This window comes from Youngiibacter multivorans, assembly GCF_017873395.1.
In the GTDB taxonomy this organism is placed as follows: Bacteria; Bacillota; Clostridia; order Clostridiales; family Clostridiaceae; genus Youngiibacter; species Youngiibacter multivorans.
On sequence record NZ_JAGGKC010000029.1, the window covers coordinates 29,495 to 53,476 of the forward strand.

Genomic DNA, 23,982 nt, shown 5'->3' on the forward strand with positions numbered 1-23,982 from the left:
CCCCTCCTGAATTGAAAATGATTATTAGTTATCTATCCTCATATGAATTGCAAATTTATGTGTTGCACTCTTCAATAAAAGCTTGCGCAGTTATCTGTTATTGTCCGAAAAATTATTTTCCATGAATCCTCCAATTTATTACGATATATTTAAGCGCTAGGACAAATCTTCTTTACTTGAAGCTCCTTCTAAATAAAGCATAGGCCACTATTTTGCGCTTTCATTAATATCATTCAAAACTGGTCATCCAGTCTTATCAAAGTTAAGGCGTGCCAAAGGAGAAGAAACGCTAACATATCCCATTTAATTTTTCATCTTTCCAATGTAATGGGAAGGCATCTCGATAATATACTGACACAGCAATAAATTTATCAATATTTAACATCATTTTACTTCATCAATTAAGAGTATCTAATAGTAGAATTCATAAATCTATCAGTGTGATAACAACAATATTATACCTCTCAATTTAATATAAGTGTATAAATATAATGCGTTTTAGTGAACTCTTTGTAATGATACATTGAAATCAATATAATTAGCTCAGTAGCTTATTATGAAGAGCTAAATAAGATATAATAGTAATAGCGTTGAAAAATGAACAATCAGGAGGAATCACTGAATGGCTAATGGAAATAACACAGCATCACTTGGTTTTGAACAACAAATATGGGCAGCTGCAGACATCCTACGAGGAAACATGGATGCAGCTGAATATAAGCATGTTGTGCTCGGACTTATTTTCCTAAAATATATCTCTGACAAATTTGAAGAAAGGTACCTTCAGCTAAAAGAAGAAGATGACGATGTTGAGGATAAGGATGCTTACTCCGAAGTAAATGTATTCTTTGTACCACCTTCAGCTAGATGGAATGTCATCTCTGAAGCAGCCCACAAGGAAGAAATCGGTTCAGTTATTGATGATGCTATGCGTGCTATAGAGAAAGAGAATAGACGACTTAAGGACATACTACCCAAGAATTATTCACGAAGTGAACTAGATAAGCGACGTCTTGGTAATGTAGTAGATATTTTCACTAATATTCAGATGGTAGAACATGGAAGCACCAAGGATATTCTTGGAAGAGCTTATGAGTATTGCTTAGCAAAATTTGCTGAACAAGAAGGAAAGCGTGCCGGAGAGTTCTTCACGCCGTCTTGTGTGGTTCGCACACTAGTTGAGGTTCTTCAACCATTCAAAGGACGCGTGTACGATCCTTGTTGCGGCTCAGGAGGCATGTTTGTCCAGTCTGCTGATTTTGTTGGCCATCATTCAGGGAATATCAATAACCTTTCTGTGTTTGGCCAGGATGCAAATCCAACAACTAGAAAAATGGCATTGATGAACTTAGCTATACATGGTATTGAAGCAGATCTTGGTCCATATAATGCTGATACCTTCCACCAAGACCTTCATCCCCATCTGAAAGCTGATTTTATAATGGCAAATCCCCCATTCAATCTTTCAGATTGGAATGACGGCTCACTTAATGATGACCCACGTTGGAAATATGGCTTACCTCCATCAGGGAATGCGAACTTTGCATGGCTACAGCATATGATTCATCATCTTGCGCCAAGCGGTAAGATTGGTATGGTCCTAGCTAACGGATCACTATCATCACAGAGTGGTGGTGAAGGAGACATCAGAAGGAGAATTGTTGAGGACGACCTTGTAGAAGGTATCATAGCAATGCCAACTCAGCTTTTCTTTACAACACAGATTCCGGTATCCCTTTGGTTCATAAGTAGAAATAAGAGACAAAAGGGAAAGACACTATTTATTGATGCTCGTAAGATGGGAACAATGGTTAATAGAAGACTTCGTGAAATGACTGAGGAAGATATTGCCAAAATCGCTGAAACATTCGAAGCATTCGATAACGGTACTCTTGAAGATGTTAAGGGATATTGTGCAGCAGTACCAACAGCAGAAATAGCAAAGCAGGACTTTATTCTCACACCAGGCCGATATGTTGGAATTGAAGATCAGGAAGATGATGGGGAACCATTTGAAGAAAAAATGACTAGGCTGACCAGTGAATTATCTGAGATGTTCAAACGCTCCCATGAATTGGAAGAAGAGATTAGAACAAGATTGGGAGCTATTGGGTATGAAATGTAATTATGATTATTATGAACACATAGTGTCTTATCATTAAGAGCAAATCAATGATTGCTTGTAATATGAATTAAACTCCAAGCACAAATTATGATCAACTAAAAAACATAAGTATTTGCACAGGAAATTTATTAGTGGAGGTATCAGTATGGGAGAATGGATGCAGGCATCACTTTCAGAATATATTCAGTTCAAGAATGGCAAGAAGCGTCCATCAGGTATTGGAGTATTACCTGTATATGGTGGAAACGGTATACTTGACTACACCGATTCAGCAAACAATGAAAATAGTATCATCATAGGTCGTGTAGGGGCCTATTGTGGAAGTGTATATTACGAACGTAAATCTCACTGGGTATCAGACAATGCTATATCAGCGGTTAACAAGAACAACTCAGACATTGGTTTTGACTATTATGTTCTAAAAAACCTCAATTTAAACCACAGACATATTGGCACTAGTCAACCATTGTTAACTCAAGAAATATTGAACTCAATTGAGATAAAATGGCCGCCGTTACACGTGCAAATTGAGATTAGGCGTATTCTTGCGGCTCTCGATGATAAAATAGAAACGAACATGAAGATAAATCATCATTTAGCGGCTTAGATATTGGCAACTGAAATTTCACCAGACATTAGACGTGGTATTAGAGCATCGCGTATGGCGGCAAGATTTCGGCTTTCTAGCGAATTTTCCCTTATGCTCTTCATAATTGGCGTTGCTATCTCGGCAAATTTACGGACGCTTTCAGAGTTTGGGATGTGTAATTCATACGAACCGATAGTATCACCTGACACACGTTGCCTACCACTGCTTCCATTCATGTTTCGAATAGCATAGTTCACAAAATCAGGGTATCGAGCCAAATAGTAGAACATTTCATTGCAGTATCCGGGTTTGGAGGAAATTACTATGTATTCGGTCGAACCAAAGGCGATCGTACCTTCTTCGAGGAAGTTAATATATGCAGTTTTGCCATTCTCAAGGCAAGGTGTAATGCGAGCCATAATAGTATCACCATTGGTGAACTTCATTCCGCCTGAAAATGGACGCATTGCCCAGTCTGTGGGAAAAGAACTATGAGTAGGTAATTTTGCCATCTCAATATATACTGCATTTTGCCCACGACTTAATGAACGGAGCGGATTAATATCGGCGATTTCTGATAGTACACCCATTGGTTCATCAGCACATTCGTCTATCAGAAACTTCTCGAAAGCAATCTGTGCCACCTGCTCTAAATGATGATTTACCAAACCGAATGCCATAGCTAAAATCAAATTAAGCTATAAGCAGGAGGCGAAAAATGAAAGACAAACTTATTACAGAGATTCAGTCAAAAATGGCACCATTACTTACCCAAAAGCAGCAAGCGATACTTAGGGAAGTCCTCTCAAACGCTTTTTTAAATCTAAATGTAACTGAAGATTCAGATGGGGATCATTTTGATTGTATAGATAACAGTAAGCTCCTTGAAATATTTATTTCAGCAAAGCATATTGAGGGTTGCTCAGATAAGTCATTAAAATATTATAATTCCACCTTACAAGCAATGCTTAAAATGATAAATAGGCCTATTCGAGATATAAACACCGATAATTTGAGAGTCTATCTAGCTCAATATCAGAAGAAACGGAACTCAAGCAAGGTCACTATCGACAATATGCGTCGCATTTTTAGTAGTTTCTTTGGATGGCTTGAGGATGAGGATTATATTCTGAAAAGCCCAGTTCGACGAATCCATAAAATCAAAACCGATAAAACAATTAAAGATACATTCACTGATGAAGGGCTAGAATTATTACGCGATGCATGTAACGAAATGAGAGATTTGGCAATTATTGACTTACTCTCATCAACTGGGATACGAGTTGGTGAGCTAGTGGGATTGAACCGCGATGATGTATGTTTCTATGAGCGAGAATGCATTGTAGTTGGAAAGGGTGGTAATGAGCGCATTGCCTATTTCGATGCAAGAACGAAAATACATCTTCAAAACTACCTACAAAGCCGAACAGACAAGAATCCTGCCCTTTTTGTATCATTACCCCTTCCTAACAATCGATTGATGATAGGAGGTGTGGAGACGAGATTAAGAGAAATCGGCAAGCGAGTATCAATGACGAAAGTCCATCCTCACAAATTCAGACGAACACTCGCAACCAGAGCTATCGATAAGGGAATGCCAATAGAACAGGTACAACATCTACTTGGTCATGTAAAAATTGATACGACAATGCACTATGCAATGGTCAACCAAACAAATGTAAAGAACTCACACCGAAAGTTTATTGGCTAGGAGGGATTTCATTGATTTTTCAAAATCTAACCTTTGGGGATATTACAATAAATTATGACAAACAAAGGATTCCATTATCTTCATCACAAAGAAAATTGCGTCAAGGTTCATACAGGTATTACGGAGCGCAGGGAGTTATCGATTACATTGATGACTATATTTTCGATGGTGAATATATGCTTATTGCGGAAGATGGTGAGAACCTATTAACACGAAAACAAAACGTTGCACAAATAGTTAAGGGAAAATATTGGGTCAATAATCATGCACATATCGTTAAGTGCAATGATTTGGCTGATATTCGTTATATATGCTATTTGCTAAACTCAATGGATCTAACTAGATTTATTACAGGGTCTGCTCAGCCAAAACTAAGTCAGTCAAATATGAATGCTATAGTTTTCTCATTACCACCGGTTAATGTTCAACGAGATATTGCCGATGCTCTTACAGCATTCGATAAGAAAATCAAATACAATACAATGATAAATCATCATTTAGCGGAGATCGCTCAGGCAATTTTCAAATCATGGTTTGTGAAGTTCGAGCCTTGGGACGGAGAAATGCCTGAAAACTGGACTTATACCCCGCTTGATTCCATGTGTTCACTGATATCTAAAGGTATTACCCCTAAGTATGACGAAACCAGCGCTGAGATTGTAATTAATCAAAAGTGCATTAGGAATAAAGAAATTGATTTGAGCTTAGCCCGTGGACATCAACCTAAGCGAATAAACGAGAAATGGCTGCAATATGGAGATGTTCTAATAAACTCCACTGGTGAAGGAACACTAGGCCGTGCAGCACAATTTCTTTTCGATGGATCAAATTATACAGTTGATTCTCATATAACTATCGTACGCCCTAGCAGTGATGAACTTGTGCATTTTATTGGACAGTGGAGTTTGCAAAGAGAAAGTGAATTCGCTTCAATGGCTTCTGGTAGTACTGGTCAAACTGATCTTCCACGTGAACGATTGAAAGCAATGGAGTGCATATTACCCGATATTAAAACATTAGAGAATTATTCTCTGATAGTAAAACCAATTGTCGATAAGCAGGTTGCATATCAGAAGGAAAACGCACGTCTAGTAGACATACGAGATGCAATTTTACCTCGACTAATGTCGGGAGAGTTATCAATTTCTAATATTAGCGAAGCTAAATGATGATTTACTTTCACAAACACTTCAATAATGTTGTCCAGGAGGTAATTATGCCATATACCGAAGCAAACTATGAAAATGCGGTAATTGAATTATTCTGTGATACATTAGATTACAATCATGTTTACGGGCCGGACCTCGTACGTGATTATTCGGATCCACTATACCGAGAAGTTCTATTTCCAGCTCTTCGTCGGATTAACTTAGAGCTGCCTGAAGTCGCAATTTATGAATCAGTCCATAAACTTCGAAACTTCGAGGGTGGCTCCACCTTGCAGAAAAATATGCAGTTTATGGATTACCTTCAGCACGGTGTTTCAGTGAATTATTACCACAATGGTGAGCAACACTCAGCATTAGTTAAACTCATTGATTTTGAAAAGCCTGAAAGAAATTCATTCACAGTGGCAAATCAGTGGACCATTATTGAAAACAGTGATAAGCGTCCAGATATCATCATTTTTCTAAATGGATTACCAATAGTCGTCTTTGAGATCAAGTCTCCGTCGCGAGAAGAAACAGATGCTAGTGAAGCCTTCTTACAACTTAGAAACTACATGCAGGAAATACCTTCACTATTCATATATAACGCTTTCTTGGTAATGAGTGATTTGGCTACATCCAAGGCTGGAACTATCACTGCTGGCGAAGATAGATTCATGGAATGGAAGACCAAGGATGGAAGTTATGAAAATACACAATATGCTCAATTTGACACCTTTTTAGAAGGTATCTTTGAGAAGAATAGACTCCTTGATATCATTAAGAACTTCATTTGTTTCTCGAATGACTCAAAGATTTTTGCCGGTTATCATCAATATTTTGCAGTCCGTAAAGCTGTAAATTCAACTGCTAAAGCAACCTTGACAGATGGTAAAGGTGGCGTATTTTGGCATACTCAAGGTAGTGGCAAATCATTATCAATGGTTTTTTATGTTCATCTACTACAAGAAGTGTTGAACTCACCTACTATCGTGGTTTTAACTGACCGAAATGATCTGGATGACCAATTATTTGGGCAATTCGCGAAATGCTCTAATTTTCTTCGTCAAACACCAATTCAAGCGACAAATCGTGCTCATCTCAAGGAGTTGCTTTCGGGTCGCCAGGCTAATGGTATTATTTTTACTACAGCGCAAAAGTTTGAAGAATCAGAAGATGAATTATCGGATCGTCGTAACATTATTGTTATGGCTGACGAGGCTCACAGGAGTCAGTTTATTGATGAAAAAATTGATACAAGTACTGGCCGAGTCAAAAAGTCATTCGGTCTTATAATCCGTGAAAGTCTGCCTAATGCAACCTATATCGGATTTACAGGCACCCCTATTTCTACAAAAGACCGTTCAACAATTGAGGTTTTCGGAGATTATATCGATGTTTATGATATGACACAATCAGTAGAAGATGGCGCAACACGTCCCGTTTATTATGAAAGCCGCGTTATCCATTTGAAGCTTGATGAGGATATACTCCGACTCATAGATACCGAGTATGAACGAATGGCAATTGATGCCGAGCAATATGCTATTGAAAGAAGTAAGTCTGAACTTGGTCAAATGGAAAGTATACTGGGTGCTGAACAGACTATAACAGCTCTATGTGAGGACATCATACGTCATTATGAAGAGAATCGTCAGCATGAGCTGACAGGTAAAGCTTTGATTGTTGCTTACTCTCGAGCAATTGCTATGAGTATATACAAGAAAATCCTTCAGCTGAGACCTAACTGGACTGAAAAAGTTGGAGTAGTAATGACCGAAAGCAACAAAGATCCCGAAGAGTGGCGCAGTGTAATCGGTAATAAAAGGCGACGCGATGAACTATCATTAAAATTTAAAGATGACAATGATCCAATGAAAATCGCTATCGTTGTAGATATGTGGTTAACTGGCTTTGATGTACCATCACTCGCCACGATGTATGTTTATAAACCTATGGTCGGCCATAACTTAATGCAAGCCATAGCAAGAGTTAATCGTGTTTATAAAGATAAGGAAGGTGGCTTAGTAGTAGATTATGTTGGTATTGCTGCAGCTCTAAAGCAGGCAATGAACGACTATACCAGAAGAGATAAGAGTAATTATGGTGATACTAATATTGCTAAGACAGCTCTTCCAAAGTTTATTGAAAAATTAGAAGTTTGCCGAAACATACTCCACGGCTTTGATTATTCCCCGTTTATGAGTGAATCCGCAACAGATCTCGTCCGTGCCAGAACAATTTGCAGCGGAGTCAACTTCTTGTCCGGTGTAAATAAAGCTACGAAGAAAGAAGATTTCATCAAAGAAGCCATGTTACTTCGACAGGCTTTATCACTATGCCGTTCTCTACTAAACACTAATCAAAGGCACGAAGCAGCTTATTTTGAGGCTGTAAGGACTCTACTCACTCGTATTACCACTGATGGCAAACCATTATCATTGAAAGAGATCAACTCTCAAATAAATGAACTACTTAAATCTAGCATTAAGAGCGAGGGTGTAATTAACCTATTCTCAGATATTGATACAGGGTTCTCTCTATTTGATCCGAAATTCTTAGAAGAGATTTCTAAGATGAAGGAAAAGAATCTTGCGGTTGAAATCTTGAAGAAACTTCTTGCTGAACAAGTAAAACTCTATCGGAGAACAAATTTGGTAAAATCCGAAAAATTCTCCGAAATGCTGACAAGAGCAATGAAAGCATACTTGAATGGAATGCTTTCAAACGAGGAAGTCATTGCTGAATTAATGAAAATGGCAAGAGACATGGCTAACGCTCATGCTGAAGGAGATTCTCTCGGGCTAACAGATGAAGAACTTGCTTTCTATGATGCATTGACTCGACCTGAAGCTATTAAAGATTTTTATCAGAATGAGGAACTCGTAGCCCTAACTCATGAACTTACTGAATTGCTTCGCAAAAACCGTACAATTGACTGGCAGAAGAAAGAGTCTGCTCGTGCTGGCATGCGTCGTATGATCAAAAAGCTACTCAAGCGATATAAATACCCACCAGAAGGGCTTGAAGATGCAATCGCCACTGTAATAGGCCAGTGCGAGATGTGGGCGGATATCTAGAGCAAGGCTAACCAAGGACATTAATGAAAGCCTCTGAATTTTCAGAGGCTTTCATTATTATGAATAATAAATTTATGCTATATCTATATCGTTTGAATATTGTAATGAAACCGAGTTGATGTTCCACAACTTTTTATGCAAGAGTTCAGCAATTTTATCTAGTTAATTCTTTACAAAGTGCATCCTTTAACATTTCGATTTCAGCCTCATTTCCAGTATAGACTCCAAACTCATTTTCGTATCTTCTTCTCTTCACGTTCTGATTTCTCATTGATGGATGCTCTAAGGCAACACATACATAACTGAGGCCATCAATAATAGCATTTCTTTTCAATCCATTATTAGGGTTGCTTAACGCTTTGCCTTTTGACCACTCATCAATTAGTTGCGCAGAGAGAAGTGATAAGTTAATTGAAGCAGGTTTACCTAGTGTAATAATTACTTTAGGATTCATTGTACTGATCTGAGTCTTTAAGAACTCGAGGTTCCGTTTAACAAATTCCTTATCTCTAGAACCAGGAAACACACCCGTCATTTTATCCGCATCACGAAGACCCATGTATACATTGCTGAAAAAACATCTATTGAGATCCGAGTCAGTATCATTAAATAACTTTCTCATCGCCCTCCATGTTGACGAGTTAATCTCACTCTGCCCAGTCTCAAGCATTTTATTATAATAGTCAACAGTCGAAAAATCATGGCCAAGCACTAGGATATCTGGAAAAATATTCGAGTTATCTTCCAACCATAATCCCTTGCCACCTGGAAAGAATGCTGTTACATTAACCATTTCGGCAACAGGTTTAACTTTATCTGGATATGGTTCAATGATTTTGGTTTGTTCAAATAATATTTGTGATAGTTGATATCTATTCATCAAAATCCTCAACTTCTAAAATGTCTCTTCGTAGTACTTTTGTAAATCCACATAACTCATTGTTAATGCATCACAAATTATACTGTCTAACACTTTTTCATCATCATGATACAAATTGACAGTATTCAATGCTTGTTTAGTTTTATCATTATCAAAATCCATACTACTAGGATAGCAAAAAACTACATAAGATCCGTTTAACGAGCTATAAGTTTTCAACATATACTCAATTTCTATAATCAAATTATTGGCATATCTAAGCAGGATTACGCTTTTTCCCTTAGGATAATAAGCCCTACACTCCATACAATCATCCCCAATAACTATAGTAAATACCATGCATCTAAATACTGATTGGCCTCATCCTGGTCTACAAAAGAGAAGGTTCGCATGCTCGTTTCTTTATGCTGCATTCCATCTTTTCTAGGTGTAATATACCATTCATCATAGTCCTGCTTTACTCTATAAGCTACATATGAACTCGGAACAATAAAATACTTCGGTTGATTCCCATTATTCATGTTCACAAATACATAGTATAGGTTTTTAGAATAGTTCCTTTCAGCACTCTTGCTCATTTTCCACGTTAATTGCTTTTCATTATTACTCGTCTTGACCTGAATCGCAAACATCTGGTGACCTCTCTTATCTGACCCCAGAATATCAATTCCCTTTGTGTTTTTTGAGGTAAGTGACGCAACAAAGCCCCTTCGAGTCAACTCTGCCACTACAAAATACTCACCAGCAATACCTTTAGCACCCAACTGGTCAGATTCATCATTTTCAGTTAGTGCCATCTCTTCTAATCTTATCGTTATACCGCGCACCAAATCAGGAATAGTTCTATTCTTGAAAGCCCTTGTATAGCTTCTACCATATCCACCACACATATGTTCTTCTCTCGAATATATAAATAAATATACAAGTAGCTCATATAATGTTTTCTCTTGTGGATTTCTATTTCGATCATTCTCGAACATTTCCCAATCATTTTGATATAATTGGTATCCCCTGCATGCCAATCCATGCCCATACAAATAATGCATAAGTTTTTGGCAATATTCAATAACTTCACTATCATTGAGTACATTCAAACTAATTAATTCTTCGTTAAAAAGAGAAAAATCAGAATAGAGTTCTTTCTTTGTGTAGTTCAATCCAATTCCTCCGAATGCATTATATTGTATGTACTAATAATACACTACATCTATTTTTGATGCTCGTCTTAGGAGCTAAGTTTCACCACCAATATCCATAAGGTGTTTTTAGTTGCTTCTGTTCTTCATCAGCGCCATGATTTCTCTTTCCGAGATATTCATCTTCTATGGCTACTGTTGGATCGAACCAATCTGCCTTTTTCCTTGCCCATTCGAGCCATTCTTCCACATTTTCTATATTTCCAGGATTCATCTTAATGGCAGTAATGAAAGCTCTAATTTTACAGGCTGTATCAAAATCGATTGCGCAGTTTCGTAGTTCTATAGTTTTTTGGATCTCTTCGGCTTTTCGTTGTTTGTAGGCTCTTTGCCTTTCTTGTTCTTCCTTCCATATTCTTTCACGTTCCTCAGCTTCTAATCTTGCGAGACGTACTATTTCTGATTGCTCATATAGCTCAATCAAGATTAAACCGATTTGATTTTCTATACTATCTGTTTTTGTGTCCTTGTAATATTTGCCTTTTCTCGAGGATACATTAATTCTCCCATTGAAGACATAATCATACTTTTTTATGTCTGGTTTATATGCATATTTTCCCCTCTTAACTTGGTATTCATATTCGAGTAATTTCTGTTTTTCATCTTTCGTTAGAACATGTTCAACTTGATCCTGATACTCATAAATTGCTAATTTGACTACTTCCCCACGGATAATAAATTCCATACTATTTGTTATGTTCCCACCTAACTTCTCAACACTCACAAGTAATGTATCTAGGATTCGAAATACTCTATGAAGTGTGTCGTTAGAAATGACTCCTGCTAAAAATGGGGGATTCTTAGATGAGTAACTATCCGGAGTTTTTTTGGAAAGAGGTTCCTTTCTGTCCTTCTCATTCCAATCATCAACAATCTTTCTATAGTCAATTATTGGTTTGGAGAATCTTTTACTCCTATCAATCACTGAGATTATCTCTGCTTCCTGGAATACTCTAAGCTTATCATTATCTTCCATAAACAATAAGCTATCTTTATATATCAAATATGGTTCTTTTTCTACTAATTCCACTCTCTCAGGAGACTTAACTTCATTTATGGGCAATACCTGTATCCTTTTTTTGAGAGCGATATTGATTATTTCATTATCCGATTCAGGCAGCTTATCTATTTCCATTTGCTCATCAGTGTTCCTTAATGCCCAATATTTCATTGATGGTATAGGTATCTTTAAGTTCTTACATATCTTTAGAAGATTTGGATAATCAACTCCATATTTCTTAGCCACTCCTGAAACAGATAATGTCCAAACTTCTTCATATAGTTCTTCTCGAGTTAGCAAGATGTCATTCTGACTCATTTTCTTCACCTCCTCACTATTGACCATATCGCCTTTTTCGTTGACTTCAAGCGAAGTAAAAAGTGATTCATAGATTTTCATTTCTCGAGTTCTTTTTCTTCGCTTAATAGAAAAAGCAGGTCCTTTTTCAATTCTTCAAACTGACTGATTATAGTAGACAAATTATTTTCAATGTTTTTTACTTGGACTTCGTTAGTTTTCCCATACTTATATGCTATAAGCCTTTCTGCAATAATGTTATAGCTCCAGCTCTCACTGTACTTTTCATCATTCTTGATAGCAAAGCCTATCGGCAATAAATTGTTCCTCATACCAATGCTGACTGCCATAGGCGAGATTCCCAAATAATCTCCTGCAATTTTACAGGTTATTTTTTTAAAGCTTCTAATTTCGTCATCTGAGTATCGCTTCATCTCATCACCTCCCTATATCGAAATACTATTAACTGAAATAAAATAGTCGGAATATTAAATTTGGACAAACTAACGATCTACAAATAATTTAAGCTTTCATTTATATATAACTTATCACAAATTCGATCTAGTTGAAATAACGGTTTGGAAACGAATTCATCAAACTATTAACTCATAACTGAAGTACTGAATATCAGTCCATCAGTTTCGCGTAAAAGTATGCCCCCCTATGCAAAAAGCACTAAAATCGAGGTTTTCACCCAATTTTAGTGCCATTTTGATTATTTTTCGATTTCACCTAAATCCCCAAACAGCTTGGCGCTCAAGGCTTAACCCTCTCTATCAAGACAACTGTCTCAACATGTGTTTTGGCAACAAGAAGATACTAATACGCATAATTGACATACGCGCATTAGTATCCCCCACATTTGTCATAGCATCCTGAATCGAATATCTCTTAATATCAGCATTTCATACTAGCATATTTCGAAATAAACCTTAATCAACAAGATTAGTAAAGAGTATATTTGTAACGCACTTAGAATTTGGATTAATTCTAGATTATACAAATTGCTAATATTGACATTTCGTAGGCCCCGAACTGCACAACAGCATACAAACCGAATTATTCTATGAAAAGCTTTTGTCTTATACTTATTATATCTTCATATTCTAAAATGCGTTTTAGTTCGCTTGTAGCTTTCTTTAGGTTTACTCTACACGAGAAAAGCTACAAAGTAGAAGGTTAGTAACTTTATATAGCTAATAGCTGAGGCAATGAAGTTGATAATGTTCTATACGCTAGTATAATTGTTACAGCAATGGTCAAAGCTCCAGCAATGTTCCAAAGATGAGTATTCTTAAATTTCCCCATACTTTTATTATTGGCCCCGAGCATTAGAATTGCGGCAGATAAAGGAAGCATAACTCCATTGAATGACTGAGCGAGTAGTATTACCGTAATAGGCTGGATTCCACTCGCAGTTATAGCATACCCGATTAGCATGACAACTATCCAGATTATCCTAAATTTCTTATCTTTGAGATTTGTTGGCCATCGTAGAATTCCACATATTGCATATGCAGCACTCATAGGAGCAGAGAAGGCGGACGATATTCCTGCAGCAAACAATCCAGCACCAAATACATATTTCGCCCAACTACCTAGTAGTGGTTCTAGTTGCTTTGCCATATCAAGTCCGGAGCTCACCTTAATCCCTTTACCAAATAATGCTGCACCAGTTATTACAACACATAACGATATTATTCCAACAAAGAATAGGTTCAAATTTGTGTCAAACATGCTTTCTTTAATTGCATTATTTTTATTGCGTCCCTCATATCTCTTAGCGCATAAAGAAGAGTGCATGAAAAGCAAGTGAGGCACAACAGTTGTTCCAACCATCCCAATTGCTACCAAAATGGAACCTTTAGGTATAGTTGGCGCAAATCCAGAGAACAGCATTCTAAAATCAGGTTTAACAGCAATGGCAGTAAGCACAAAAATAATAACCATGAATACAATCAGAACTAGCATTATTTTTTCAATAAATGCTGATCGCCCTGTCCAGAGGACAATACTTGCTATTGAAACTATTACAGTGGCCCAAATCCAAGTAGGCATATCCACAATTGCTTTCAGTCCTAATACAGCACCTGACATATTTCCACTTTGAAATGCTGAGTTACCCACCCCAATCGCTAGAATTACAGCTGCTGCAAAAAAGAATCTGAGATACGAATCCTTATAGATATCATGAATTAATTCTGCAAGACCCTTCCCAGTTGCAATTCCAATTCTGCTCGATATGTTCTGTAAAACTAACGTTGCTATTACTGAAAAAAGTATAGTCCATACTAGAATGTACTGAAAATTGACACCAGCTAAAGTACACGCAGTTATTGTACCGGGTCCGATAATGGTAGCACTGACAATTGCACCAGGCCCTAAATTCTTTAAATAATCAATAATACTATATTTTTTATCTGGTTCAATAAGATTTACTTCGATATCACTGTCAATAACCTTTTTACTAGCTGTATTTTGGTTCATTACAATCATCCTCTCTTCTATATGGAGTTTAATAGGTGTATGTAGTCTGTAACCAATTTAAATTAAGCAGTTCTTGTTTAAGTTTATTGTGAATTACATATATCACCCACCTTAACTTTTTTATTAGAGCTCGTTTGACAATATAACTTGCGATAATTTTTTTGCAATTTCCTTCTTATAGATACGAATGCCCCGGTGCTCTCGCTAGTTTTTCTAAGTCCTTGATAGCATATTCCAATCCCAATTTTCTCAAGGTATCTGCTGTTGGGATTCCAGTACTTCTTTCCCAGCCATGAACATCGTAATAGTTATCGAGTAATTTATCCCATCTTTCAATATCTAATACTGAACCTTTTGCTGATCCACTTTTAACAGGCTCTATCATCAATCTTTTCGGTGGATAATCATCCTTGCGTGTAAATCCAGCATGCGTATAATTAAATATTTTTTCTAGCGCTAGCAATGCTAACATCTGATTTTTAAATTTCTCTACACTAATAGGTATACCCGTAGTTGCTGTATATAGTTTCGCCATATCCTCAAAATCCATCATATGAATTTCCTGCCAATCACTAGAGAATACACATGTACCCATACAACTACACATACGAGTCATTATCTCATAATGCATCACTAATTCAGGCTTACCATTATACTCAAGTGGTTGATTGTACGTCTTTATTCCAAATTTCTTCTCAGCAAATTCATGATCAGTTATGTCACCTGTTTCACAAAGAGGAGAACCTAGCACATGGCTTCCACCACGAGTTGATGTTACTGCCCCTAGGCCGTATCCAATTATTGAACGAAGTACTTCATATAGATCATTACCCTTCAAGTGCATTGCATAGTATTTTGTATCTTCATTGAAGTATGTTGCAGCTCTTGCTACACCATCAGCAAGCTTTGCCCCAGCGCCTTCACGGAATGCCATCATTTCGATTAACTTCAGCGCAATATCCTGATCACCAAAAACTGGAGTAAGACCATCAAAATCAGAACTCGACATTAATCCCTTTTCAACACATTCCATAGCCCAAGCTATTTGTTCCGCAACAACATCGATATCCATACCATAGTAGTTACATAACGCCGTCGCTTTGATACAAAATCCAAAATCAGATATATCCATTTTTGAACCAAAATTCAACGCAGAGTTAAATTGAGTCCCTTCCATTACAAGACCTGCATATGGTCCTTCAGTTATCTTATACTGATTTTGACATCCTATTGTACAACCATAGCATGACGTCTGTACCACTCTATATTTCTCCGCAATATTTGAAGGTGCAAATTCATCAGCCATTTCTTGAGAAATATTTAGATCCTGAGAATGTCGATAGTTATAACCACCATGTTTGTATTTACCAGGTGCACATGCCATAGCACCATATTCAATAAAGCTTCTCATACCTGGAGTCTCTTCAAGTCTCCTATAAATGTCATCAACAGTATCGAAGAATAATTTCTTTTCACTAATGCTTACACTTCCTGTTCCTCTAACAGCGATGGCTTTGAAGTTCTTGGAACCAAGTACCGCCCCGAAGCCGTTTCTCCCGCACGTTCGATGTCTATCAACAGTCATACACGCAAATCGAACAATATTTTCACCAGCCTGTCCAATCGCTAACGTGTTAATGTCATCTCCATGTACATTTTTAAGCAAATCATCAGTTTCCCAAACATCTTTTCCAACCAATTCTGAAGCATCTCTAATCTCGATTTGACCATCATCGATCCATAAATATACTGGTTTGTTTGAGTGACCTTCAAGTACTATATGCTCTAAGCCGGCATATCGTAACGCGTGGGCGAAAGCTCCACCTGCATTAGTCGACGCAATTCCCATTGTCATTGGACTCTTAGTAACAGCAGCGATTCTCCCTGCACCAGGGCAAAAAGAGCCTGTAAGCACACCAGTACTAATAATTACTTTATTGCCAGGATCGAATGGTCCCATCCAAGGTTTAACTTCATCATACAAAATTTTTGTACCAACACCGATTCCACCAATCCATTCTCTGTATGGCTCTGTACTTTGCCACTTCAATTTACCCGTAGTTAGGTCAACTCGAAGCAATGTTTTACCTTGCTGCATATGTGAATTCTCCTTTATAGTCTGTTATTTTTTTCTGCCGTTACAATATCCGAAAGATGCTTCTTAAACTTAAATTTTGAACAATATTTTACACAAAGAGGCTCTTCGAGACCTCGGCACAAATCACAAGAAACTCTTTTACCGTCTTTGCCATTGAAAAATATCATAGGATAATTCCCTTCTGATCCCTTCTTAATCTCTATGCTCGAACTACTTGGCTCAAATCTTCCTAAGTGATGATATGAGCAAACAGTCTCACAAACATGACAACCGATACAACCGTCATAAAACATAAAAACCTCCTATTTCTAATTTCTTCGATGATTTTATTTTGCTACCAGTATCCAAAACTTTGTTACAGTTACTGTATTCATGAATCTTACATTTCGCTCAATAATTAGAGGATAATGTTAATCTATTTATCCCTCGAATGACCTGAACCATTGTATAAAATCAACTAAATTTCCCACCATATTATCATGATAAGTTTTACCCATTTCCTTGGAACCCTTGTCTGAAGCTGAAAAATTACCATTTGGTGCAAAATTCTTTTGCTGATAGCTATTCCAGAAAATCTCTACTGGAGGTTTACCACCACCGAAAAGATCCTTTTTCATATAGTCGCCGAAAACATCCTCCAAATTCACATCTTCAGATGGTCGCTTATCTTCTTTTACAAGTCCTGGAAATTTGTACATAACATGTGATATCTCCAGAACGCCAGCATGATGTTCAGTACTTGTACCTTTTAATTGACCAGCATTTGTGCACAAAAATAGGGGGTCGGTCAGAGCCATTCGTACATGAGGTAATTCATATTGTTGTATTTCTCTGCATGCCAATGTAAGAGCTGGTAAATTTGTGCCTTTATGCCCATTTATTAGAATAAATTTTTTAAATCCATTGCGTTCCAAGGAGTGAACTATGTCCTTAATTACTGATATTAGAGTTGCTGGCCTCAAAGAAATTGTTCCAGGAAACTCCAAATGATGAGGCGAATCGCTAAACCACAGCGGCGGTGTAACAAGAACATTCGATTTTTTTGCAGCATCTTCAGCAATTGCAATTGCAGCATAGCTATCAACTCCAAGTGGACCCGCTGGCCCATGTTGTTCTGTACTTCCTACAGGGATAATCGCAATATTATCATTCTTCAAATACTCAGCGACATCCTCCCATGTAATTTCATTCATCCAAACAGATTTCATTTCTAACCCTCCGATTGTTTAATTGCAGCTTGAGATTAAGTTGTCATCATAATTGAAATATCCAATGCTACTTTCACCTAAGCTTACCTTTCCGATCATAATATTTAGGATTTCCTTATCAGTATCTTTCATACCTACTCTCGCTACGTGTCCAATACTTTGTATAGTCTCTTCAATATTATCCTTAACAATACCATCTCCAGATTGGAATGTTAATCCTCTCATGCTCATATTATGCGCCAGTATAGCTGCATCTACTGCAGAAGCTATTTTTGCAGCACATGATGGTTTAGCACCATCGCAAATAATACCCGAAACATTAGCCAATATATTAGTGATTGTCATCGATACCTTCTCAAAATCACCCCCACTCATGTAAGTAATTGCAGCACCTGCGCCACACGCAGCACTTACAGCACCACAAAATGCTGATAATCTACCAATAAACCTCTTTATGTGAATTGCCAATAAATTCGCCACAACAAGAGATCTTAATAATTTTTCTGTATCAACATTGTACTCATGTGCATATTCGATGACAGGTATAGAAACTGTCATTCCTTGATTCCCGCTACCCGATATAATTACAACGGGTAAAGGGCATCCTCCCATTCTTGCGTCTGATCCTGCTGCTGCCTTTGCTTTAGCTCTGACCTCAATACTATTTCCAAAAAGATCAATTAATGTTTTCCCGACACTTGCTCCATAGCAATTATTAATGCCTTCGTTTGCTATATTGCTATTATACTTAATTTGCTTTTGAATTAGTTCTTCAATTTCTGATAATTTTACGCTATCAGCGAATTCTAAGATATCCTTTACATTAAGAGTCGATTTGTCAATCGTTCTATTTCCATAATCAATTGAGTTATTTCTATAAATTATCTCATTATCATATTTAATTTCTGAAATGAATGTATGTTGATTCAAGATAGTAACTTCTGCTGAATGATTATTACTATATACTGTCGCCTTAATGTACAAGTTCTCAACATTTTCGTTAAGATTAAAAGAGAAAAAACCTTCCTCAATAAGCTTATTAGCTTTTGAGATATCGTCTGCTTCAATATTACTTAGTACTTCAAGCTCAAGCTTTGAATTTCCTGCTACTACTCCTAAAACTGCTGCAATATCAATTCCTTTTAATCCTCCTGAATTTGGCACAGTAACTCCCTTAACGTTTTTAACAATATTCCCGCTACAGGTTACATTAATTTTTTCTGGAAATACACCCAATACGTCACGAGCTTTTGATGCTGCATAAGCAATTGATATTGGCTCCGTGCACCCTAGTGCTAATATCATTTCACTTTTTAATATACTTAGAAAATTGTTTTCTTTTTGCACATTAACGTCCTCCTGCCTATTAACACTCTCTGATAATATCAGTAGTATCTTATTGACCTTATTATAAATTAGATCAATGTATACGTCAACATTGATTAGTGTATTTTTCACGCAATTCTCAAGATTTATTTTCTAAAATGAACTTATAGAATATGGTTGATAAATTTCACTCAATGAAATATGATATAATATACTATAACTTGAATCATGTAAACACTCATGAAAATCAAATAATGGATATAGTACATCATTGGTGTATAAGGAGTTAAGTATGAATTCTGAACTGAGTTTGAAGGAAAATATATATAATGGTATCCTTGAAAACATTTTCAATCACAAATATAGAGCTAACCAAATTTTAAACGAAAAGTCATTAGTAGAGGAGTTCGGGTGTAGTAAATCTCCAGTACGAGAAGCATTGATTGCATTATGCAACGATAATGTTCTTAGAAATATTCCAAGATATGGGTATGAAGTAGTTAAGTTAACTATGGATGATGTAAAAGAAATGTTGCAATTCAGATATTTTATTGAGAGTGGTATTCTAAAACTTTTCTATACTAAAATTACACCTAATCAAATACTAAAATTGCGTGAAATAGATGAACGATGTAACCTTTCACTCAATAGGGTTTGGGATCATTGGGAGTGTAATACTGAATTCCATCTTAAGTTAATCTCATTTTCGAATAATGATTACATTTATGATGAGCTCCAACGTTGTATGTCAAGATTGAAGAGAGCATATGCTCAATTCTATTGGGATAAGTGGGATGAAAATGAGGTTCCACTAGATACTAAAAATCACAGTTCAATAATTGATCGCATAGAAAGCCGTGATATCAATGGAATTATAAGTGCACTTAGAAAGGACATTGATGATTTTGCTGGTATGCAATTATCAGTTAACTTTGGAGATTAAGTTAATATTTACACATGAATTTACCTCTGGTTCCTTATTATGCTCACGTTTTTTGATTTGACAATAAATACGAGGTATGTTGTAACGCACAAACACTTAAAACTGGAAAGAAGATGGCCTAAATCAGAGCCATCTTCTTTTCCTATTTTATTCAATTTTTTACTCAGAAAATTCCTTTGTTTATTATTATTGAGTACTCATCAACAATTATTTCAAAAATTTAATATTCACGAAAGTCATCATCCTTAACATCTAGAATATACATATGACTTGGAGCATGAGTTATTGCCAAACTACATTTAAGCTTCTCAACATAATTATATACAGTACCACCGCATGCCCAAAATACTGGTACTTCATTTTCACGAATTGTAACTGGGTCTCCTAAAAATGGTGTATTAATATCCTCAATCCCAATTTCAGCTGGATTTCCAATATGAATTGGCGCTCCATGCATTGAAGGATATTTTGAGGTTATTTGTATTGTTTTTGTGAGGTCTTTGTATGGAATTGGTCTCATACTAACGACCATATTCACATCTATTCCGGATACACTATTACACGCGATATTTGTACTATATAAAGGAACTTTTTTACCTTCTTCAATGTGGCGTATTGAAATACCCGAATTAATCAGTGCGTTTTCAAAAGTGTAGCTACATCCCATCAAGAACGACACATAATCCTCCCGCCAATAATTAGCTATATCTGTTTCCTCTGCTACCATTCTTCCATTTTCAAATACCCTATACTTAGGTATATCAAATCTAATATCCGAATTTCTACAAGAGTTAACTGGAGATGTTACACCCGGATCAAGAACCTCTATAAGAGCACATGGTTTAGGATTTCGAATACAAAACAGCATAAAATCACTAACGTATTTTCGGGGAAGTATTAATATATTAGCTTGCACAAATCCTGATGCAACTCCAGCCGTAGCATCTCTCCATTTACCTTCTCTTATAAGTTGCCTTACTTCTTCTCCACTCAAATTCTTTAATTCTTCACTTAACATAACACTACCTCCTAAATAAATTTGGTAATTAATCGAATCGTAAGTGATTTTACTTTATGGGTTATATAATGTTGAATTGGTAAACATGTAGTACTTATAAGCTCAGTATTTTGATTATTATGAAAATAGCGGGGTTCTATTGATAATACCACTAATATTCTTTTGATATTATTATAGTAATGCGCACATTTATTGTCAATTTTTAATTTCTGTTTTTGCATTTACCTCTTCAATAAAATCTACTACCAATATAGTCCCAATTAGAAAATATGGCTATGAGCTTAGTAAGCTCCGAGAAAGCAACATAACTACCTTGTATACTTACTTTATGTTTTCAATGAGGTCATTTAGTTTATGATGTGAAGTTTCACAAATTGAACAACCGTATTTATTACTTGTTTAGCTTGATACCTGATTAGAAGATTTGCTTTCTCGAGATCCTTCTCCCATTTTCTCAAGTATGATTCCGGATTATCTTGACTGTCCCTAAAGCCTTGACCACAGCATCTGTAAGCAATTTTTCGTCCAGATTCCTGTTCTGGTAAAGTACTTTTCCTTTTTCATCATAATTGTGATTGCACTGCCAGGTAGCTTTTCGAAGTTTCTTATTCATGGAGTTCCATACATTTCTGCCAAATAGACCTACATACTCTTAGCAGATCACCTTACCAATAGATGGATTAAAATCACTGGATAAATCTTGCCATATTTCTCCATGCTTTCCCTAAATGCACTCCTTCTCTTCCGTTCTATCTATACAGCTTCCTGCATATCCTTTTCGATAATGCCAGTTTGGCAGTCTTAAACTGAGTATAAAAATCTCACAAACAATAAAAGCCCCTGAAATCAGGAGCTTTCATTGTATCAATATTTGAGTACTAATATGGTGGAGATGACGGGTGTCGAACCCGTGTCCAGAAATCAGCCGATCCGGCTTTCTACGAGTGTAGCTCTGTAATTTAAACTTCCATCACCAATCGCCTACAGGCAGGCTATGAGATCTGTAGCTTCATTTTTTCCGTTCCTGGCTCAAAGCTTTGCCAGGCTCGTTTTACCGTTTAATGACGCCCTGGCCCCAGGCAACGGTCATCCCGGGCAGAACGTAGCAGACTAGGCTGCTAGTGCAAAATTATCTTCTGCGTTTACAATTTCCCATAGTTTTTTAAAGCAGGCCCATGGGGTCCTTCTACTCGCTTACCAAACCGTCCATACCCCTGTCGAAGCCATTACATCCCCATGACTCTGGTTATGACCAGCACTTTATTTTATATCGCAGAATCTTGCATGTCAATATCTGCCGCGTTCCTTGAACTCTCTTTCGATGTCCCTCTTCGCAGCTTTTTCAAGCATTGTGTCCCTCTTGTCGTAGTTCTTCTTACCCTTGGCTACAGCAAGCGCTACTTTCACTATCCCGTTCTTTAGATATAAGGACAGTGGAACTAAAGTATACCCTTCCTGTGCTGTGAACTGTTCAAGCTTAAGTATCTCACCTTTATGTAGAAGCAGCCTTCTGTCCCTGAGAGGGTCTCTGTTGAAGATGTTGCCCTTCTCATACGGACTGATGTGCATGTTCTTAAGGATCACTTCTCCGCTTACAATGTCAGCGTAGCTGTCCCTCAAGTTTGCAGTGCCCAACCTTATAGACTTAACCTCAGTGCCAACCAGCTCGATACCAGCTTCATACACTTCCTCGATGAAATATTCGTGTCTTGCTTTCCTGTTCTCAGCCAGGGTCTTGTTTCTTTTGTCGTTCATATTCTCACCCCGCTGAATCCTATACTAACACAAACGCAGTTGCATTTCATCCACCATAATTATTTTAGTGTATAGTGTTTAAAACTAGATTAAAATCGTGGCATGGTTTTTGCTAAGTAAAATAATTGTACCGCAATACTTTCAATCTTCCTGACTGATGTAATCCATGAATTATATATTGAATACATGCCATATATTTTGTTGTAACTGCAGATAGTTGAAATATTCTATGGATAAATATAGCATTTGTGTTATATAATAAACATAACTCGCGATATAGTCTGAAATTTCAATTTCTTAATTCATAATTTATTAATACATATTTTACTTTTGACTTTTTTACGGTAAAATATATTAATAGAGAGTGAACATCAAGGAGGTGGTGACCATGAAGCTGCTTTTTATCGGTGATAGTTTTTTGACAGGATATGGAGTTAGGAATGGCGAGTCCTGGTATGACATCGTCAAAAATGAAACGCCGGAAGAAATGATCAACAGGGGCATCAATGGAAACACCACAACTGACATCTTGGTCAGGTTCCATGAAGACGCGCTCAGGGAAAAACCAGACTATACATTCATCATGGCAGGTACAAATGACGCCCTGTGTAAAAGAACAGCAAACATCATATTCAACAATGTGGTTGAAATGATAAACATGTCACTGGATTCGGGGATAATTCCAATAATAATGCTCCAACCGCTTATCTCAGTGAAGATGGCAAATGAGATCTGGGGAATGGGTAAAGAGGACTATCAGGAATCGCTCATTATCCTGAAGAGATACAGGCGACTAATCACCGAATACTGCCAGGATGAGAACATTGCAACAATTGACTTTGCAAAGACGATTACCGAGGATACGCTGCAGAATCAACCTTCCAAAGTATTCATCGATGGAATACATCTGACGCAGGAATACCACAAGACTGTGGCAGACAAGTTCCTCTACAAATTCAACTACATCCTTCTGAAGAAGGACCCAAAGGATTATATAGTCTCATAATAAAAGGTCTGCACGCTTCTTGATCTGCTCTCCGTCAAGAGGACAATGAAATAACATAAGATTTTGACAGTGCCTACGCACTGGATTAGCCGCAAATCAAGGGTGCTTTAGCTTC

General features: G+C 36.9%; 20 protein-coding genes and 1 other RNA gene. 7 read left to right on the forward strand and 14 right to left on the reverse strand.

Features of this window, described 5'->3' with window-relative positions; genetic code table 11:
- The first annotated feature begins 622 nt into the window (after positions 1 to 622).
- Complete coding sequence (locus tag J2Z34_RS14490; protein WP_209460585.1) at positions 623 to 2,125, forward strand: class I SAM-dependent DNA methyltransferase; 1,503 nt, start codon at positions 623 to 625, stop codon at positions 2,123 to 2,125.
- Positions 2,126 to 2,270: 145 nt separating this feature from the next.
- Positions 2,271 to 2,732, forward strand: coding sequence for a restriction endonuclease subunit S (locus J2Z34_RS14495; RefSeq protein ID WP_209460586.1), 462 nt, complete (start codon positions 2,271 to 2,273; stop codon positions 2,730 to 2,732).
- On the opposite strand, the gene J2Z34_RS14500 is transcribed toward J2Z34_RS14495, so the two are convergent.
- Positions 2,729 to 3,394 carry a restriction endonuclease subunit S gene (locus tag J2Z34_RS14500; RefSeq protein ID WP_209460587.1) on the reverse strand — a complete coding sequence of 222 codons (666 nt, stop codon included), beginning with the start codon at positions 3,392 to 3,394 and terminating at the stop codon, positions 2,729 to 2,731. The two genes, J2Z34_RS14495 and J2Z34_RS14500, sit on opposite strands and share 4 nt — an antisense overlap.
- Positions 3,395 to 3,432: 38 nt before the next feature.
- On the opposite strand from J2Z34_RS14500, the gene xerA reads away from it, so the two are divergent.
- The 3 genes from xerA to J2Z34_RS14515 are packed head-to-tail and all read left to right on the forward strand — an operon-like array spanning position 3,433 to position 8,653.
- Positions 3,433 to 4,425 carry a site-specific tyrosine recombinase/integron integrase gene (gene xerA / locus J2Z34_RS14505; RefSeq protein ID WP_209460588.1) on the forward strand — a complete coding sequence of 331 codons (993 nt, stop codon included), beginning with the start codon at positions 3,433 to 3,435 and terminating at the stop codon, positions 4,423 to 4,425.
- 11 nt (positions 4,426 to 4,436) lie between these two features.
- Positions 4,437 to 5,594 carry a restriction endonuclease subunit S gene (locus J2Z34_RS14510; protein WP_209460589.1) on the forward strand — a complete coding sequence of 386 codons (1,158 nt, stop codon included), beginning with the start codon at positions 4,437 to 4,439 and terminating at the stop codon, positions 5,592 to 5,594.
- 47 nt (positions 5,595 to 5,641) lie between these two features.
- Complete coding sequence (locus J2Z34_RS14515; protein ID WP_209460590.1) at positions 5,642 to 8,653, forward strand: type I restriction endonuclease subunit R; 3,012 nt, start codon at positions 5,642 to 5,644, stop codon at positions 8,651 to 8,653.
- Between the two features lie 154 nt (positions 8,654 to 8,807).
- On the opposite strand, the gene J2Z34_RS14520 is transcribed toward J2Z34_RS14515, so the two are convergent.
- From J2Z34_RS14520 to J2Z34_RS14560, 9 genes are all read right to left on the reverse strand, one after another.
- Positions 8,808 to 9,533 carry a uracil-DNA glycosylase family protein gene (locus J2Z34_RS14520; RefSeq protein WP_209460591.1) on the reverse strand — a complete coding sequence of 242 codons (726 nt, stop codon included), beginning with the start codon at positions 9,531 to 9,533 and terminating at the stop codon, positions 8,808 to 8,810.
- A gap of 15 nt (positions 9,534 to 9,548) precedes the next feature.
- On the reverse strand, positions 9,549 to 9,872 hold the full coding sequence (locus tag J2Z34_RS14525) for a hypothetical protein (protein WP_209460592.1): 324 nt from the start codon (positions 9,870 to 9,872) through the stop codon (positions 9,549 to 9,551).
- Positions 9,857 to 10,690 carry a hypothetical protein gene (locus J2Z34_RS14530; RefSeq protein ID WP_209460593.1) on the reverse strand — a complete coding sequence of 278 codons (834 nt, stop codon included), beginning with the start codon at positions 10,688 to 10,690 and terminating at the stop codon, positions 9,857 to 9,859. Before J2Z34_RS14530 ends, J2Z34_RS14525 begins: the two co-directional genes overlap by 16 nt.
- Positions 10,691 to 10,772: 82 nt before the next feature.
- Positions 10,773 to 12,128 carry a hypothetical protein gene (locus J2Z34_RS14535; protein ID WP_209460594.1) on the reverse strand — a complete coding sequence of 452 codons (1,356 nt, stop codon included), beginning with the start codon at positions 12,126 to 12,128 and terminating at the stop codon, positions 10,773 to 10,775.
- The gene (locus J2Z34_RS14540) at positions 12,125 to 12,460 is read right to left on the reverse strand and encodes a hypothetical protein (RefSeq protein ID WP_209460595.1); all 336 of its coding nucleotides are present in this window, start codon (positions 12,458 to 12,460) and stop codon (positions 12,125 to 12,127) included. The genes J2Z34_RS14535 and J2Z34_RS14540 overlap by 4 nt, the downstream gene beginning before the upstream one ends.
- A 754-nt stretch (positions 12,461 to 13,214) precedes the next feature.
- A complete protein-coding gene (locus J2Z34_RS14545; RefSeq protein ID WP_209460596.1) occupies positions 13,215 to 14,513 on the reverse strand; it encodes an Nramp family divalent metal transporter in 1,299 nt (432 codons plus the stop codon).
- A 175-nt stretch (positions 14,514 to 14,688) separates the two neighbouring features.
- Positions 14,689 to 16,611, reverse strand: coding sequence for an aldehyde ferredoxin oxidoreductase family protein (locus J2Z34_RS14550; protein WP_209460597.1), 1,923 nt, complete (start codon positions 16,609 to 16,611; stop codon positions 14,689 to 14,691).
- 419 nt (positions 16,612 to 17,030) lie between these two features.
- Positions 17,031 to 17,819, reverse strand: a complete 789-nt coding sequence (locus tag J2Z34_RS14555) for a creatininase family protein (protein WP_209460598.1) — start codon at positions 17,817 to 17,819, stop codon at positions 17,031 to 17,033.
- Positions 17,820 to 17,837: 18 nt separating this feature from the next.
- Positions 17,838 to 19,124 (reverse strand): L-cysteine desulfidase family protein, encoded by a 1,287-nt coding sequence (locus J2Z34_RS14560; RefSeq protein ID WP_209460607.1) that lies wholly within the window; start codon positions 19,122 to 19,124, stop codon positions 17,838 to 17,840.
- Between the two features lie 313 nt (positions 19,125 to 19,437).
- Here J2Z34_RS14560 and J2Z34_RS14565 point away from each other — a divergent pair, with 313 nt between their 5' ends.
- Complete coding sequence (locus tag J2Z34_RS14565; RefSeq protein WP_209460599.1) at positions 19,438 to 20,088, forward strand: GntR family transcriptional regulator; 651 nt, start codon at positions 19,438 to 19,440, stop codon at positions 20,086 to 20,088.
- Positions 20,089 to 20,308: 220 nt separating this feature from the next.
- Here the strand turns inward: J2Z34_RS14565 and J2Z34_RS14570 are convergent, their stop codons facing one another.
- The 4 genes from J2Z34_RS14570 to smpB form a co-directional block, all read right to left on the reverse strand.
- On the reverse strand, positions 20,309 to 21,106 hold the full coding sequence (locus tag J2Z34_RS14570) for a putative hydro-lyase (protein ID WP_209460600.1): 798 nt from the start codon (positions 21,104 to 21,106) through the stop codon (positions 20,309 to 20,311).
- Between the two features lie 454 nt (positions 21,107 to 21,560).
- Positions 21,561 to 21,719, reverse strand: coding sequence for a hypothetical protein (locus J2Z34_RS14575; RefSeq protein WP_209460601.1), 159 nt, complete (start codon positions 21,717 to 21,719; stop codon positions 21,561 to 21,563).
- Positions 21,720 to 21,990: 271 nt separating this feature from the next.
- Positions 21,991 to 22,342, reverse strand: a transfer-messenger RNA (tmRNA) gene (ssrA, locus tag J2Z34_RS14580).
- A gap of 51 nt (positions 22,343 to 22,393) precedes the next feature.
- Entirely contained in the window at positions 22,394 to 22,861 is a 468-nt protein-coding gene (gene smpB / locus J2Z34_RS14585) for an SsrA-binding protein SmpB (protein WP_209460602.1), read from the reverse strand.
- Positions 22,862 to 23,249: 388 nt separating this feature from the next.
- Here smpB and J2Z34_RS14590 point away from each other — a divergent pair, with 388 nt between their 5' ends.
- Positions 23,250 to 23,867, forward strand: coding sequence for a GDSL-type esterase/lipase family protein (locus J2Z34_RS14590; protein ID WP_209460603.1), 618 nt, complete (start codon positions 23,250 to 23,252; stop codon positions 23,865 to 23,867).
- Positions 23,868 to 23,982: the final 115 nt, after the last annotated feature.

Coding starts and splice junctions, on each gene's coding strand:
- xerA (WP_209460588.1), top strand. CDS start 3,433: ATGAAAGACAAACTTATTACAGAGATTCAGTCAAAAATGGCACCATTA.
- J2Z34_RS14515 (WP_209460590.1), top strand. CDS start 5,642: ATGCCATATACCGAAGCAAACTATGAAAATGCGGTAATTGAATTATTC.
- J2Z34_RS14545 (WP_209460596.1), bottom strand. CDS start 14,513: ATGAACCAAAATACAGCTAGTAAAAAGGTTATTGACAGTGATATCGAA.
- J2Z34_RS14535 (WP_209460594.1), bottom strand. CDS start 12,128: ATGAAAATCTATGAATCACTTTTTACTTCGCTTGAAGTCAACGAAAAA.
- J2Z34_RS14525 (WP_209460592.1), bottom strand. CDS start 9,872: ATGGTATTTACTATAGTTATTGGGGATGATTGTATGGAGTGTAGGGCT.
- J2Z34_RS14565 (WP_209460599.1), top strand. CDS start 19,438: ATGAATTCTGAACTGAGTTTGAAGGAAAATATATATAATGGTATCCTT.
- J2Z34_RS14500 (WP_209460587.1), bottom strand. CDS start 3,394: ATGGCATTCGGTTTGGTAAATCATCATTTAGAGCAGGTGGCACAGATT.
- J2Z34_RS14575 (WP_209460601.1), bottom strand. CDS start 21,719: ATGAATAAGAAACTTCGAAAAGCTACCTGGCAGTGCAATCACAATTAT.
- J2Z34_RS14520 (WP_209460591.1), bottom strand. CDS start 9,533: ATGAATAGATATCAACTATCACAAATATTATTTGAACAAACCAAAATC.
- J2Z34_RS14495 (WP_209460586.1), top strand. CDS start 2,271: ATGGGAGAATGGATGCAGGCATCACTTTCAGAATATATTCAGTTCAAG.
- J2Z34_RS14555 (WP_209460598.1), bottom strand. CDS start 17,819: ATGAAATCTGTTTGGATGAATGAAATTACATGGGAGGATGTCGCTGAG.
- J2Z34_RS14490 (WP_209460585.1), top strand. CDS start 623: ATGGCTAATGGAAATAACACAGCATCACTTGGTTTTGAACAACAAATA.
- J2Z34_RS14570 (WP_209460600.1), bottom strand. CDS start 21,106: ATGTTAAGTGAAGAATTAAAGAATTTGAGTGGAGAAGAAGTAAGGCAA.
- J2Z34_RS14550 (WP_209460597.1), bottom strand. CDS start 16,611: ATGCAGCAAGGTAAAACATTGCTTCGAGTTGACCTAACTACGGGTAAA.
- smpB (WP_209460602.1), bottom strand. CDS start 22,861: ATGAACGACAAAAGAAACAAGACCCTGGCTGAGAACAGGAAAGCAAGA.
- J2Z34_RS14540 (WP_209460595.1), bottom strand. CDS start 12,460: ATGAAGCGATACTCAGATGACGAAATTAGAAGCTTTAAAAAAATAACC.
- J2Z34_RS14590 (WP_209460603.1), top strand. CDS start 23,250: ATGAAGCTGCTTTTTATCGGTGATAGTTTTTTGACAGGATATGGAGTT.
- J2Z34_RS14560 (WP_209460607.1), bottom strand. CDS start 19,124: ATGATATTAGCACTAGGGTGCACGGAGCCAATATCAATTGCTTATGCA.